The 13894-nt window shown below is 70.9% G+C and carries 16 protein-coding genes and 1 pseudogene; 7 read left to right on the top strand and 10 right to left on the bottom strand.

Annotated features, from left to right (window positions below):
• Positions 1-8: 8 nt before the first annotated feature.
• From V4Y03_RS26745 to zapE, 4 genes are all read right to left on the bottom strand, one after another.
• Positions 9-863 carry a PPK2 family polyphosphate kinase gene (locus tag V4Y03_RS26745; RefSeq protein ID WP_332436539.1) on the bottom strand — a complete coding sequence of 285 codons (855 nt, stop codon included), beginning with the start codon at positions 861-863 and terminating at the stop codon, positions 9-11.
• Positions 854-2230, bottom strand: a complete 1377-nt coding sequence (locus V4Y03_RS26750) for an alkaline phosphatase PhoX (RefSeq protein WP_317878086.1) — start codon at positions 2228-2230, stop codon at positions 854-856. Before V4Y03_RS26750 ends, V4Y03_RS26745 begins: the two co-directional genes overlap by 10 nt.
• A gap of 131 nt (positions 2231-2361) precedes the next feature.
• Positions 2362-2787, bottom strand: a complete 426-nt coding sequence (locus tag V4Y03_RS26755; RefSeq protein WP_317878085.1) for an OsmC family protein — start codon at positions 2785-2787, stop codon at positions 2362-2364.
• A 34-nt stretch (positions 2788-2821) separates the two neighbouring features.
• Positions 2822-3907 (bottom strand): cell division protein ZapE, encoded by a 1086-nt coding sequence (gene zapE / locus V4Y03_RS26760; RefSeq protein ID WP_332436541.1) that lies wholly within the window; start codon positions 3905-3907, stop codon positions 2822-2824.
• A 36-nt stretch (positions 3908-3943) separates the two neighbouring features.
• Here zapE and V4Y03_RS26765 point away from each other — a divergent pair, with 36 nt between their 5' ends.
• The 4 genes from V4Y03_RS26765 (at position 3944) to msrB (ending at position 7278) form a co-directional block, all read left to right on the top strand.
• On the top strand, positions 3944-4726 hold the full coding sequence (locus tag V4Y03_RS26765; RefSeq protein WP_332436542.1) for a pyrimidine reductase family protein: 783 nt from the start codon (positions 3944-3946) through the stop codon (positions 4724-4726).
• Positions 4727-4831: 105 nt separating this feature from the next.
• Entirely contained in the window at positions 4832-5302 is a 471-nt protein-coding gene (locus V4Y03_RS26770) for an indole-3-glycerol phosphate synthase (protein ID WP_332436543.1), read from the top strand.
• A 161-nt stretch (positions 5303-5463) separates the two neighbouring features.
• Positions 5464-6855: a UDP-N-acetylmuramate--L-alanine ligase gene (murC, locus tag V4Y03_RS26775; protein WP_317878181.1), complete on the top strand. Its 1392-nt coding sequence runs from the start codon at positions 5464-5466 to the stop codon at positions 6853-6855.
• Positions 6856-6870: 15 nt separating this feature from the next.
• A complete protein-coding gene (msrB, locus tag V4Y03_RS26780; RefSeq protein WP_332436546.1) occupies positions 6871-7278 on the top strand; it encodes a peptide-methionine (R)-S-oxide reductase MsrB in 408 nt (135 codons plus the stop codon).
• A 141-nt stretch (positions 7279-7419) separates the two neighbouring features.
• Here the strand turns inward: msrB and V4Y03_RS26785 are convergent, their stop codons facing one another.
• The 3 genes from V4Y03_RS26785 to V4Y03_RS26795 form a co-directional block, all read right to left on the bottom strand.
• On the bottom strand, positions 7420-8205 hold the full coding sequence (locus V4Y03_RS26785) for an SDR family NAD(P)-dependent oxidoreductase (protein WP_317878179.1): 786 nt from the start codon (positions 8203-8205) through the stop codon (positions 7420-7422).
• A gap of 82 nt (positions 8206-8287) precedes the next feature.
• Positions 8288-8527, bottom strand: a complete 240-nt coding sequence (locus tag V4Y03_RS26790) for a DUF397 domain-containing protein (protein WP_332436548.1) — start codon at positions 8525-8527, stop codon at positions 8288-8290.
• The gene (locus V4Y03_RS26795; protein WP_332436549.1) at positions 8524-9357 is read right to left on the bottom strand and encodes a helix-turn-helix domain-containing protein; all 834 of its coding nucleotides are present in this window, start codon (positions 9355-9357) and stop codon (positions 8524-8526) included. The genes V4Y03_RS26790 and V4Y03_RS26795 overlap by 4 nt, the downstream gene beginning before the upstream one ends.
• 149 nt (positions 9358-9506) lie before the next feature.
• On the opposite strand from V4Y03_RS26795, the gene V4Y03_RS26800 reads away from it, so the two are divergent.
• Together V4Y03_RS26800 and V4Y03_RS26805 are read left to right on the top strand one after the other, a co-directional pair.
• Positions 9507-9995 carry an ATP-binding protein gene (locus V4Y03_RS26800; RefSeq protein ID WP_332436550.1) on the top strand — a complete coding sequence of 163 codons (489 nt, stop codon included), beginning with the start codon at positions 9507-9509 and terminating at the stop codon, positions 9993-9995.
• Positions 9996-10026: 31 nt separating this feature from the next.
• Complete coding sequence (locus V4Y03_RS26805) at positions 10027-11184, top strand: hypothetical protein (RefSeq protein WP_332436551.1); 1158 nt, start codon at positions 10027-10029, stop codon at positions 11182-11184.
• Positions 11185-11203: 19 nt separating this feature from the next.
• Here V4Y03_RS26805 and V4Y03_RS26810 read toward each other — a convergent pair.
• From V4Y03_RS26810 to V4Y03_RS26820, 3 genes and pseudogenes are all read right to left on the bottom strand, one after another.
• Positions 11204-11338, bottom strand: a pseudogene (locus V4Y03_RS26810) (IS982 family transposase); the annotation flags it as partial.
• Between the two features lie 108 nt (positions 11339-11446).
• Positions 11447-12130, bottom strand: coding sequence for a YqeB family protein (locus tag V4Y03_RS26815; RefSeq protein ID WP_332436552.1), 684 nt, complete (start codon positions 12128-12130; stop codon positions 11447-11449).
• Complete coding sequence (locus tag V4Y03_RS26820; RefSeq protein ID WP_266501864.1) at positions 12117-12761, bottom strand: TetR/AcrR family transcriptional regulator; 645 nt, start codon at positions 12759-12761, stop codon at positions 12117-12119. Before V4Y03_RS26820 ends, V4Y03_RS26815 begins: the two co-directional genes overlap by 14 nt.
• A gap of 205 nt (positions 12762-12966) precedes the next feature.
• On the opposite strand from V4Y03_RS26820, the gene V4Y03_RS26825 reads away from it, so the two are divergent.
• Entirely contained in the window at positions 12967-13863 is an 897-nt protein-coding gene (locus tag V4Y03_RS26825; protein WP_332436553.1) for an IS982 family transposase, read from the top strand.
• Positions 13864-13894: the final 31 nt, after the last annotated feature.

The following is a 13894-nucleotide window of genomic DNA, read 5'->3' on the forward strand; positions in this document are numbered from 1 at the left end:
CGGGCCGCTCATGTGGCCAGGAGCCGGGCCCGGCACTCCTCCATGTCGAAGTCCCCCGGCGGGTACGCCGGGTCCAGCGCCTCCAGGTGTTCCAGGAGGAGCTTGCTGATCGCCCAGTTGCGGTACCACTTGCGGTCCGCCGGGACCAGGTACCAGGGGGCCTCGTCCGTCGCGCAGCGTTCGAGGGCGATCTCGTACGCCTCCCGGTACGCCGGCCACAGCGCGCGTTCCTCGATGTCGCCGGGGTTGAACTTCCAGTGCTTCTCGGGATTGTCCAGGCGCTCCAGGAGGCGGTCGCGCTGCTCCTCGTACGAGAGGTGGAGGAAGACCTTGACCACCGTCACGCCGTCCTCGGCGAGGGACTTCTCGAAGCGGTTGATCTGGCCGTAGCGGCGGCCGAGCATACGGCGCGGGACCAGCTCCCGTACGCGGGCGATGAGCACGTCCTCGTAGTGCGAGCGGTCGAAGATGCCGATCTCGCCCGGCCCGGGGAGCGCCCTTGTGATCCGCCAGAGGAAGGGGTGGTTCCGCTCCTCCGGTGTCGGGGCCTTGAAGGCGTGGATACGGCAGCCCGACGGGTTGAACAGGCCGATCACATGCTTGACCGTGCCGCCCTTCCCGCTGGTGTCCATGCCCTGGAGCACCAGCAGGACACGACGGCGGTCGCCCGCCGTGCTCGACGCGTACAGACGTTCCTGGAGTCCGGCGAGGCGGGGCGCGAGGGCGGCGGTGGCGGCCCGGCCGGCCGCCTTGCCGGCCGGGCCGCCCGGGGTCGCGGCGGCGTCGTACGCGGTGAGGTCGATCCGCTCGCCCACCGGGACCCGCAGCAGGTCCCGCAGCGGCGCGGGCTCGCTCAGCACCACGGGCCCGTCACCGCGAACGTCGTGCCCGGCGTGTAGCAGTTCACGTACATCGTGCTCCGGTCCGGAGAGAAGGTGACGCCCGCGAACTCGCCCCACTCCGGGGCGTCCGGGGTCCCGATGTTCTGCGCGCCCCTCGCGACCGCGTACACCTCGCCCCGCTCGCTCACCCCGAAGACGTGCTGCGCCCCTTCGCCGTCCTCGCAGACCATCAGGCCCCCGCCCGGCGCCAGACAGATGTTGTCCGGGGACTCGCCGGGGAGCCGGACGTCGGTGCTCGGGCCGAAGACGACGACGAGGGTGAGGCGGCGGCGGTGCGGCTCGTACTTCCAGACCTGCCCGAAGTGGGTGGCGCCGGAGCCGTCCTTCTCGCGCGCGAAGGAGGACACGAAGTAGACGGCCCGCCCGCCCCAGTAGCAGCCCTCCAGCTTCTGGGCGTGCGTGATGCCCCGGGGGCCGAAGTCCTGGTGCCTGACCGGCGTCCCGGCCGCCAGGGGATCGGGTACGGGGACCCACTCGATGCCCTCGAAGCGGGTGCCGGTCTCCTGGACCACCGAGAGGTCGGGGACGCCGGGCACCCGCATGGCTTCCAGGGCGCCGCCCGCGCGGAGCGAGCCCGTGCCGCCGAGCGGCTTCTCCGGGAGGAAGCGGTAGAAGAGGCCGAAGGGGTGCTCGAAGGCGTCCTCCGTCTCGTAGACGACTCCGCTCGCCGGGTCGATCGCGATGGCCTCGTGCTGGAAGCGGCCCATCGCGGTGAGCGGGACGGCTCCGGTGCGGTGCGGGTCGGCGCCGTCGACCTCGAAGATGAAGCCGTGGTCCTTGGTGTACCCGTTGGTCCCGGCCCTGTCCTCGGTCTCCTCGCAGGTCAGCCAGGTGCGCCAGGGGGTGGGACCGCCCGCGCAGTTGACGGCGGTGCCGGCGATGGCGACCCGCTCGCCGAGGACGTTGTTCCGGCCGTCGAGCTCCAGGGCCGTACAGCCGCCCTTGCCCGCCGGGTCGTAGGTGAGGCCGGGGACGGTGGGTACGGCGATCTTCCCGGTGACCCGGTTCTCGTGGTTGCGGACCAGGTGGACGCGGCCCCGGCGGCCGGCGAAGGCGCCCATGCCGTCGGGATTGCTGGGGACCCGGCCCTCGCCGGAGCGGAGCTGGTCGCCCTGCCGGGAGAGCACCTGGTAGCGGAACCCGGCCGGGAGGTCGAGCAGGCCGTCGGGGTCGGGGACGAGGGGGCCGTAGCCTCCCCGGCCGGTGTGACCGACGCCCGGGGCGGCACCGGCGCTGCCTGCGAAGAGTTCGGAGAGTGCGCCGGTGAAGGCGATCCCGGCGACGGAGGCGCCGGTGCGGGAGAGGATCTGACGTCGTGTTGCGGACATGAGGCAACCCACTTTTCCTGCTGGCGGACAGGTGTGTGACGTGTGACCCGCATGTATGTATCACGCACGGCGGTGAACCGTGAACCATGCGGGCCACAACGGCCTCATGTGGCGCGTGGAGTGATCCGGCGTCAGGCCAGTTCGGCCGTGAGCGTGATCGTCGTGCCCGTGAGCGCCTGGCTGACCGGGCAGTTCTTCTTGGCGTCCTCGGCGAGCGACGCGAACTCCTCGGGGCTCAGCCCCGGGACCTCACCGCGCACGGTGAGGTGGATGCCGGTGATGCCCTCGCCCGGCTGGAAGGTGACGTCGGCCTTCGTCTCCAGCCGCGTCGGAGTGTTGCCGGCCTTGGCCAGGCCGTTGGAGAAGGCCATCGAGAAGCAGGCGGAGTGCGCGGCGGCGATGAGCTCCTCGGGGCTCGTCTTGCCGTTCGGCTCCTCCGACCGGGCGGGCCAGGAGACGTCGTACGAGCCGAGGCCGGACGAGTCGAGGGTGACGACGCCGGAGCCCTTGAGGAGGTCGCCCTGCCAGACGGTGTGTGCGTGACGCACGGTGGCCATGGTGGATCCCTTTCGCTGGGGTACGGCCACCAAGCTACTGCGCGACGAGTCCCTTGGCGTCGCGGGCGAGCGCGGTGAGCCGGGAGATGGCGCGGAAGTACTTCTTGCGGTAGCCGCCGTTCAGCATCTCGTCGCTGAACAGCCGGTCGAAGGGGAGTCCGGAGGCGAGCACGGGTATCTCGCGGTCGTACAGCCGGTCGGCGAGGACGACGAGCCGGAGGGCCGTCGACTGGTCCGGGACGGGCTGGACGTCGGTGAGGCAGACGGCGGTGAGGTCGTCGGTGAGCGCGCCGTACCGGCTCGGGTGAACCTTGGCCAGGTGTTCGAGCAGGTGCGGGAAGTCGTCGAGGGAGGCGCCCGGCGTCGCGTACGCCGTCTCCGTGACGACCTGGTCGGTGTACGGGGCGGGGGCCTCGGGCAGCCCGCGGTGGCGGTAGTCCTCGCCGTCGATCCGCAGCGGCAGGAAGTGCGCGGAGAGGCCCTGGATCTCGCGGAGGAAGTCGGCGGCGGCGAAGCGGCCCTCGCCGAGCTTGCCGGGGAGCGTGTTGGAGGTGGCGGCGAGCGCCACACCCGATTCGACGAGCTTGCCGAGCAGGCTGGAGACGAGGACGGTGTCGCCCGGGTCGTCGAGCTCGAATTCGTCGATGCAGAGGAGACGGTGCTCGCCGAGGGTCCTGACCGTCTGCTGGAAGCCCAGCGCGCCGACCAGGTTGGTCAGCTCGACGAAGGTGCCGAAGGCCTTCAGGGCGGGCTCGGCGGGGGTCGCGTGCCAGAGCGAGGCCAGCAGGTGGGTCTTGCCGACGCCGTATCCGCCGTCCAGGTAGATCCCGCGCGGGCCGGTGGGGGCGGCGGGCTTCCGGGCGAACCAGCGGCGCTTCCCGGCGCCGGTGGCGTGCGCCCCGCCCAGGCCCTCGGCGAAGGTGCTCAGGGCCTTGACGGCGTCCGTCTGGCTGGGCTGGTTCGGGTCAGGGAGGTACGTGTCGAACCGTACGGAATCGAAGCGCGGCGGCGGCACCATCTCCGCGACGAGGCGGTCGGCGGGGACGTGGGGCTCTCGGGAGCAGAGCGAGAGCGGGGCCGCTGAGGCGGAAACGGCTTCGGTGATGGCACGGGTCGACACAGTTCCCCACTGTAAGCGCCATGTCAGACTGCGAGGATGCGACGACTGCTCCCTGTGACGGACATGACAGCCCACGAAACCGCGTCCGGGGACCGGGAGTGGTCCCTCGACGAGCTGGCCGACGCCTACGCCTACCCGGAGCTTCCGGCCGGGAAGAACGCCTGGCTGCGGGCCAACATGGTCTCCTCGCTCGACGGGGCCGGCCAGCACGAGGGGCGCTCCCAGCCGCTCTCCTCCGACGCGGACATGCGGATCTTCGGCACCCTGCGGGGCCTCGCCGATGTGGTCGTGGTGGGTGCGGAAACGGTACGCCTGGAGGGTTACCGCCCCGCACGCGCGCGTGAGGCCTTCGCCGCCCGCCGCGCCGCCGCCGGACAGGGCCCCGCCCCCGCCATCGCCGTGGTCAGCGCCTCGCTCGGCCTGGACTTCTCGCTGCCCCTGTTCACCGAGCCGCTGGTGCCGACCCTGCTGCTCACCGGAGCCGCCGCGCCCGTCGAGCGGGTGCGGGCCGCCCGGGACGCGGGGGTCGCGGTGCTGGTGGCGGGCGACGGCGCCGGGGTGGACCCGGCCCGCGCGGTGGCGGCGCTCGCGGAGCGCGGGCTGCGGCGGCAGCTGATCGAGGGCGGTCCGCGGCTGCTCGGTCAGTTCGTCGCGGCGGAGGCCCTGGACGAGCTGTGTCTGACGGTCTCGCCGACCATGACGGCGGGCGGCGCGCAGCGGATCGCCGGGGGCCCCTCGGTGGCCGTCCCGACACGCTTCCAGGTGGCTTCCGTGCTGGAGCAGGACGGCTTCCTCTTCACCCGCTACCGTCGGATCTGACAATCAGCGGAATTTGTTGTTCCGCTTACCGTCCGCTGGGCACACTTACTGCGCAGACCCCGTGCGGGCACGGGGAAGGATGGTTTCCGCAGAAGGGCTCCCGAGGTGTTCACAAGCGTTCTGATGATCGAGAAGCCCCTCACGTCCGTCGACGTGGAATTCGTCACCACCCTGCACGGCGACGAGGGCGTGTCCTTCATCGTCCTGATGCAGCCGCGTGGTGACCAGGCCGATGTACTGCTGCGTGCCATCGACGACGTCGCCATGGGCGAGCTGAAGGAGGCGACCCGGGAGGGGGAGGAACCGGAGGGGAAGGCGGCCAGGGTCCCCGCCGAGCTGGCCCTGGAGCACTCGCTCCAGGCCCTGAGGGACGCCGGCTGCGAAGCGGTCGGCCAGGTCGTCGAGGACCACCCGCTCACCAAGATGAAGGCGGTCGTCGACGAGTCGGAGGCGGACGAGGTGATCGTGCTCACCGCCCCGCACTACGTGGAGGAGTTCTTCCACCGCGACTGGGCGTCCCGGGCCCGCCACAAGGTGGGGGTGCCGGTGCTCAAGCTCTTCGCCCACAGCGAGTAGGGGGGAGAGAGCGGCCCGGCCCGTCCCGCGGGCCGGGCCGCCGGTCCGGGTCCGCGCCCCGTGCAGGGGGCGCGGACCCGGACCGGCGCACGCCGGGGTCACCCGCGCACAGCCACTAGGCTGGGACTTCCACGTACCACGCACCCCGGGGAGAGATCCGCATGGCACCCGCCATTCCCGCCGCCATGGAACGGCCGCACTTCATCGGCATCGGCGGTGCCGGAATGTCGGGCATCGCGAAGATCCTCGCCCAGCGCGGCGCGAAGGTCGCGGGCAGCGACGCCAAGGAGTCGGCGACCGCCGAGTCCCTGCGCGCCCTGGGCGCCACCGTGCACATCGGGCACGCCGCCGAGCACCTGGCCGACGACGCCTCCGCCGTCGTCGTCTCCAGCGCCATCCGCGCCGACAACCCGGAGCTGGCCCGCGCCGCCGAACTCGGCATTCCCGTGGTCCACCGCTCCGACGCCCTCGCCTCCCTCATGGACGGCCTGAGCGCGATCGCCGTCGCCGGTACGCACGGCAAGACGACGACCACCTCGATGCTGGCGGTCGCCCTCACCGAGCTGGGCCTCGACCCCTCGTACGCGATCGGCGGCGACCTCGCGGGCCCCGGCACCAACGCGCTGCACGGCACCGGGGACGTCTTCGTCGCCGAGGCAGACGAGAGCGACCGCAGCTTCCAGAAGTACGACCCCGAGGTCGCGATCGTCCTCAACGTCGAGCTGGACCACCACGCGAACTACGCCTCCCTGGAAGAGATCTACGAGTCCTTCGAGGCCTTCACCGCCAAGATCCGCCCCGGCGGCACCCTGGTCGTCGGCGAGCACTCCGGCGCCCGCGAGCTGGCCCGCCGCGTCGCGGACCGCGAGGGGCTGAACGTCGTCACGGTCGGCGAGACCGAGGACTCCGACGCCCGCATCCTGAAGATCGTCCCGAACGGGATGAAGAGCGAGGTGACGGTCTCCCTCGACGGCGTCGAGCACACCTTCACCGTCTCCGTCCCCGGCCGCCACTACGCCCACAACGCCGCCGCGGCCCTCGTCGCCGGCGCCCGCGTCGGCATCGACCCGGCGGAGCTGGCCCAGGCCCTCACGGCGTACACCGGCGTCGGCCGCCGCCTTCAGCTCAAGGGCGAGGCCAAGGGCGTCCAGGTCATCGACTCGTACGCGCACCACCCCACCGAGATGACCGCCGACCTGGAGGCGATGCGCGGCGCCGCCGGGGCCTCCCGTCTGCTCGTCGTCTTCCAGCCCCACCTGTTCTCCCGCACCCAGGAGCTGGGCAAGGAGATGGGCGACGCGCTGGCCCTCGCGGACGCGTCCGTCGTCCTCGACATCTACCCGGCCCGCGAGGACCCGATCCCCGGCATCACCAGCGAGCTGATCATCGCCGCCGCCCGCGCGGCCGGCGCCGACGTGACGGCCGTCCACGACATGGCCTCGGTGCCGGAGGCCGTGGCGGGAATGGCGGGCCCCGGCGATCTCGTTCTCACCATGGGCGCCGGAGACGTCACGGACCTGGGTCCGCGGATCCTCGCCCGCCTGTCGAACTGAGGGAGTGGACGAACGATGGCCTACGACGTCGAGAAGCCGGACGAGCAGTGGCGCGCGGAGCTGAGCCCGGCGGAGTACCAGGTGCTGCGCCAGGCGGGCACCGAGCCCGCCTTCCGCGGTGAGTACACGGACACCAAGACCAAGGGTGTCTACTCCTGCCGCGCTTGCGGCGCGGAGCTCTTCACCTCGAACGAGAAGTTCGAGTCGCACTGCGGCTGGCCGTCGTTCTTCGACCCGAAGGACAGCACGGCGGTCGAGCTGATCGACGACACCTCCCACGGCATGGTCCGCACGGAGGTCCGCTGCTCCCGCTGCGGCTCCCACCTGGGCCACGTCTTCGAGGGCGAGGGCTACCCGACGCCGACGGACCAGCGGTACTGCATCAACTCGATCTCGCTGCGCCTGGAGCCCGAGGAGGGCTGAGCGCCCCACTGGAGGACGGCGGCCGGCTCGCGAACAACCACTTCGAGCGGCTGCCGTCCTCGGGCCGGGCAGCCGTTCACCGGACCGGAGCAGCTGCCGGGCAGCCGTTCACCGGACCGGAGAAGTCGCCGGGGGTGCCGCTCAGTGGACCGAGAAGCCGCCGTCCACGAAGAGGGACTGGCCCGTGACGTACGCCGACGCGCCGCTCGCCAGGAAGACCGCCGCGCCCGCGAAGTCCTCCGCCAGGCCGTTCCGGCCGACCATCGTGCGCGCGGCCAGGGCCGCCACCTTCTCCGGGTCGGTCGACAGGCGCTCGTTGAGCGGTGTCATCACGAAGCCCGGTACCAGGGTGTTGGCCGTCACCCCGTACGGCGACCACGCCTCCGCCTGTGAACGCGCCAGCGACTCCAGGGCGCCCTTGGACACCCCGTACGCCCCGCTCTGCACGAACGCGCGGTGCGCCTGCTGCGAGGTGATGTGGATGATCCGCCCGAAGCCGCGCTCCGCCATCCCGGGGCCGAAGCGCTGCCCCAGCAGGAACGGCGCCTCCAGGTTCACCGTCATCGTGGTGTCCCAGACCTCCTCGCCCAGCTCACCGAACGGCGGACGCAGGTTGATCCCCGCCGAGTTGACCAGGATGTCGGGTTCCCCGAAGACCGCCGCCGCCGCCTCCGCGCCGGCCTTGATCCCCGTACGGTCGCTCAGGTCGGCGCTCACCCAGGCCGCCCGGCAGCCGTCGGCCGTCAGCTCGTCGACGGTCGCGGTCAGCTCCGCCTCCTTGCGCGCCATCACGACCACGCCCGCCCCGGCACGGGCGAGCGCCCCGGCGATGGCACGGCCGATGCCGGAACTGCCGCCCGTGACGAGCGCGGTGCGCCCTTCGAGGGAGAAGAGGCCGGAGAGGTAGTCGCCGGGGGTCGTGCTCATGAGTGTCGCTCCTCGCGTCGTGCGTGTACCGGCCCGTCCGCGTGCGGTGGAGGGCGGGTGCACGCATCCTGTCAGACGCGGTTCAGACCAGCTGGGCGAGGAACCCCGTCCAGGCGGCGGGCGCCACGGCGAACCGGGGGCCGTCCGGGTTCTTGGAGTCACGGACGTGGATGGTGGAGGGGCAGGCGGCGACCTCGACGCAGTTGTCGCCGTCGCCGCCGCTGTAGCTGGACTTGTGCCAGGAGAGGGCGACTTCCACGCAGTTGTCGCCACTGCCGCCGCTGTAGCTGCTCTTGAACCAGGCCAGTTCAGTGGTGCTCATAGTGCTCCTCGGATCTCCCGCAACAGGCCCACGGATGCTTCTACGGACAGAGCCTGTGCCCGCATCCTGGCATATCGCTGCTGGAGGATGCTGACCACTTTGGGGTCGGAGATGAGCTGGCCGGTCTCCTGGCCCTCGCAGTACGCGTACCAGGTGTTCTCCTCGGTCTCCAGGAGGCACAAGGGGCCGTCGAGACCCGCGTGGTGTCCGCGTGACTGCGGCATGATCTGGATGTCGATGTTGCGCCGCTTGCAGAGGCCGAGTACGTGGTCGATCTGCTCGCGCATGACCTCCGTGCCGCCCATCTGGCGGCGCAGTACGTGCTCCTCGATGATGAAGCTGAAGATCGTCTCCGGGCGCTCCGTGAGGATGCTCGCCCGTTCCATTCGGGCGACCAGGTTCGACTCGATCTTGTCGTCACCCATCGCCGGGATCTGCTCCTCGAAGAGCGTCCGGGCGTATGCGGGCGTCTGGAACAGGCCCGGTACGAGTCGGTTCTCGTAGGTGTACAACGTCACCGCCAGGGGCTCCAAGTCGGCCCACCCCTCGAACCACTTCGCCAGCCCCGCCTTACGCGTCAGGTGCTTGGCCGCTGCCTTGATGACCCCGAACGCGTCCAGCACCTCCTCCGCGCGGTCCACGAACTCCTTCGACGGCAGGCGCCGACCCTGTTCGATCGAGGCGACCATGGGGGCCGAGTACCCGGCCAGCGGCGCGAACTGTTCCTGCGTCAGCCCCGCCCGTCTGCGGAAGGCCTTGACCACTTCCCCGAAAGCCCTCAGGCTCTCCGACGTCTCCGGTTCGCTTCCCTTCGGGACCTCGTCCGTCACCCCGCCACCTCCCGTACCCGTGTGCTCGCGCTGAACGCATCCAGGTTCACTGATAGTCACCAGTACAGTCCAGAGCGTGAACCCGTACGCTGTGCAGCGTACGGGTTTCTGAGCTGGCAACTCCCTCCGGTGGGCGCCACATTGGCCCCATGACCTCCCCCGTGACCCGCGAAGCGCCCGTCACCGTACGTGTGTTCGCGCAGCGCTTCAGCTCGACCCCGCGCGGTGCCCGGCTCGCCCGCCGGCTCGCCCAGCACCAACTGCACCGCTGGGGCCTCCCGTACGGCTCCGAGGCCTCCGAGACCGTTGGACTCCTCGTCGCCGAACTCGCCGCGAACGCCGTCACCCACGGCCGGGTGCCCGGCCGCGACTGCGAGCTGCGGCTGACCTACTCGCCGGGCGCGCTGCTCCGCGTCGAGGTCTCCGACACCCGGGGCGAGCGCCGGCCGCCCGCCGGGGCCCCGGCCGCGCCGCGCCCCCTGGACGAGGGCGGGCGCGGTCTGCTCCTCGTCGAGGCGCTGGCGTCCCGGTGGGAGGTGCTCGACCGGGTGCCGGTCGGGAAGACCGTACGGGCGGAACTCGACTTCGCGCCCTGCGCCGATTCCGCTGACGCGGTCGTCCGACTGCCGCCAGACTGAGGGGAATGGGGAGGAACGGGGGAACGGCACCATGGCGACGGAGACGGACGAGGACAGGGCGCGGGCCTTTCTGTGGGAGCTACAGGCGCAGATCGCCCAGGCGGGCGGCAGGCGCCAGCCCAGGCAGGGGGCGCGCTGGAACGAGTTCGTCCTTGAGACCGGGAGGGGAATGCCGGGCCTGTCGGAGGAGCAACTGCAGCAGGTCGTCCAGTTCGGGGCGACAGGTCAGGAGCACTGGCCGCCCTGCGGTCCCGACGAGCATCCCGGTGGATACATGGTGATCCACATGCTGGCGGACCGCCTTGAGGCCTCCCTCCCCGACACCGTCCCCCGTCCCGTGCTGGGCATGATGGCCACGGGCGAGATCAACGCCGTGACGCTGCTCGCCCCCGACTCACGGACGCACCTGGTCGTCTTCGAGGACGAACTGCTCAACTTCGCGAACCTGTTCAGCAAGGCCGTGGCCCTGGCCATGCCCCACGAGAGGGCCGAGGACGGCCGGATCGCCTTCTCCGTGGACATCGACAAGGTGCGTCGTCACGTGCGGGAGTCACCGGAGGCCGTTCGCCGCTTCCGTGAGGTCGTGCTCGCCTATCTTCTTGAGGGCCGACCCGGCCGAGCGCCCCAGTACTTCGCCCCGGAGGGCATCAGCAATATGGGCGCCATCCTCCGGGAGGGGATGGAGCTCTTCGTCCTCGGCCATGAGTACGGCCATGTCATGGCCGAACACGTGGCCGACCGGAAGTCTCGACGTCGCATGCTGGGGACGGCCGAGGGCGAGGTCACCGAGGTCGGCTGGAAATGGGAGCAGGAGGTCGTGGCCGACCTCCTCGGCTGGAACCTGTCCCTGGGGGCGATGAGCGGGGAGTACGGCGCGGCGCTGCCCCACGCGGGCGTCGAGCTGTTCTTCTCCGCCTGCGAGGTTCTCGAACGAGCGGTGCCCCTGCTGGTGACGGGCGCGAACGCGCCGCGCCGCGAGTCCCCGACCCATCCGCCGGCCGCGCTCCGGCGCGACCTCGTGCGCACGCACGCGCAGGCACGCCTCGAAGACGACGCGGCACCCCTTCTTGAACTGGGCACGGCCATCAAGGAGATCGTGGACGTCCTCTGGGAGCAGACCGCCCCCGTGATCGTCGACCTCCACCGGCAAGGCGCCGTCCCCGACGCCCGCTGGACGGCCAACCTCTAGACGAGTAAGTCCGATGTGTTCAGTGATCGAATGCGATCAGCGACCGCACGGTCGGGGCGCCGGTCTTGTGGTTGCGCCAGATCGCGGCCGCCATCGCGAGGTTGCGCTGGGCGACGCGGACGGCGACGCCCTCAAAGGTCCGTCCGCCGTGCCGGAGCCAGGGTCAGCATGGACCTGATCGAGGAGGAGGCGTGGCGGGCGGTGGAAGCCCGCCACGCCAACACCCCCCGTACTGTCCGCTGGTTGACCGTCGGCGGGCGCCTCACACCTTGCGGTATTGCTGGGCCTTGCCCCGGTCTCGCACGCTGATGCCGAGCGTGCGCAGCTCGTCGCGCGCTTCGTCGGCGGCACCGGTCCGGTCGTCGGCGAGCGCCCGCTGCCGCATCCGCAGCAACGTGTGGGCACGCTCGTCGAGGCCCGGCCTGTTGTCGACCCAGGCGGTGTAATCCGCCTCGTGCGGGTCGATGGCGCCATGCCAGGGATACCTCTGCTGCTCGAACGCGGACTGCAGACGCCCCGCGAGGCCGCTATCCACCCGGGTACGGATGTGCTCCCGGCCGTCGGCATCGCGCAGCACCAGCTCGCGGCCGTCGGTGAACACCTCGGCGATCCGGTCCCGTTCGACGTGGCAGCCGCCGGTGGCGTCGTGGACGACGACGCTGTCGGCGCCTACCTCGATCACGGGATTCTCCTTGCGCCAGGTGCCCGCCACCCACGCCCCGGCCACGCCGCCGCAGAGCGTCAGCACCGGCACGGCCCACACGCGTGGCAGCGCGGCCGCCAGCCGGAGCGGGCCCGGCGCGCTGTCGAAGAGGCTGATCATCCAGTCGGCGAGCGGGCCCACGGCGAACGCGGCGCCGAGGCCGAGCGCGGCCCCGCCCAGGATGATGGCCCGCAGCCACGCCTCGGGCAGCCGCACAGTGATGGGGGGCTCACGCTTGACCATCGGTGTTCTCACTCTCTCGCTCCGTCCTCTCGGGCTCTCGGTCCGTCCCTGCGGGCGCCAGGTAGCGCGCGACGGTGCGGCGCAGCGCGGGGAGCGGGGAGTGGTCGGGGCGGGCGCCCAGGTACGTGGCGTCCACCAGGTTCTCCAGCCAGGCGGCGGCCTCGGCAGGGTCGAGCTCCGGGTCGACGGCACCTGCCTCGATTCCGCGCGCGAGGAGCCCCGCCAGCCCGTCGCAAACCACCCGGGACGTGCGGCCGACGACGTCGAGGAGCTCGGCGTCGTGCCCGACGCGCCGCAGCAGCTCGACGACCATGCCCGAAGCGCCCGGGTCCTCGGCCTCCGCGGCCAGCGCGGTCACGACGGCGAGGATGGCGGCGAGGGGATCGTCGGTCCCCTCGTGACGGGCGATGAGCGCCTCCGCGCGCGGAAGGTCCTGCTCGAAGACCGCGCGGAAGAGGGCCTGTTTGTCGGCGAAGTAGTAGAAGACGCTGCCTGAGCTGAGCCCGGCGGCCGACGCGATCTGCGCGACCGTCGTCCCTTCGAATCCCTGCACCCCGAAGAGGCGGCCCGCCTCGGCGACAATCGCCTCCCGCCGCCGCGCGTGCCGCACTGGGTCGGCCGTTCGCGGCATCCCGCACCTCCTATTCATTAACTGACCAGACAATCAAAGAATAGTGCACACCTCAGCCACCATGTCCGCGGCGGGAGGCCCGGAAGGTCTCCGGTCCACCTCAGGAGGCGTTCATTTAGATAGTTCGCCCCCTGTGCCCTAAACGAGTCAGTTCGATGCCTGACGGCGTGCCTGGAAACGCGAAGAGGGCATCCAAGATCGTTCTGTGAACAACGAAGACTTGGACGCCCTGCTGACGGCACTGTACGTGAAGATCGACGACGAGCTGGAGGTGGAGCGATGGATGGGCTGTCCGCCGCAGTTGAGCGATGCCGAGCTGGTCACGCTCGCTGTGGCCCAGTCCCTGCTCGGCTTCCACTCCGAAGCTCGGTGGCTGCGGCATGCGCGCAAGCACCTCGCGGCGATGTTTCCGTACCTGCCGCAGCAGTCTGGATACAACAAGCGCCTCAAGGCCGCGTTGCCGCTGGTCAAGAAGGCGATACGACTGCTCGCCGCGGACAGCGACTTCTGGTTCGACAACCACTGGATCGTGGACTCGACGCCGGTGGAGTGCGGGCGTTCGCGGCCGACGGTCAAACGCTCGAGCATGGCTGGTTGGGCCGGCTACGGCTACTGCGCCTCCCACTCCCGACTCTTCTGGGGCCTGCGCCTGTACCTGGTCTGCACCCCGACGGGGATGCCAATCCTGTGGGCGCTCGCGAACCCGAAGATGGACGAACGCGAGGTGCTCCAGGCATTGCTTGACGTCGACGAGGACCTGGTCGCCGACCGGCCCGGCCTACTGCTGATCTCCGACAAGGGCTTCGCTTCCCAGGAGTTCGAGAGAGACCTCGCGATGCGGGGCATCGACCTGCTGCGGCCCGCCTTCAAGCGGGAGAAGAAGCGCAAGGGCGAGTCCCTCCTCAAGTCCGTGCGCCAGCTGATCGAGTCGGTCAATGACACGTTGAAGGGGCAGTTGGACCTCGAACAGCACGGCGGACGGACCTTTGAGGGCGTCGCCGTCCGCGTCGCCCAGCGCATCCTCGCGATGGCAGCCGCGATCTGGCGCAACCACAAGACCGGCGCCCCGACCATGCGGTCGCTGATCGCATTCGATCACTGAACACATCGTACTTACTCGTCTAGGGGCGGCT

It is taken from the genome of Streptomyces sp. P9-A4 (genome assembly GCF_036634195.1).
Taxonomy (GTDB): Bacteria; Actinomycetota; Actinomycetes; order Streptomycetales; family Streptomycetaceae; genus Streptomyces.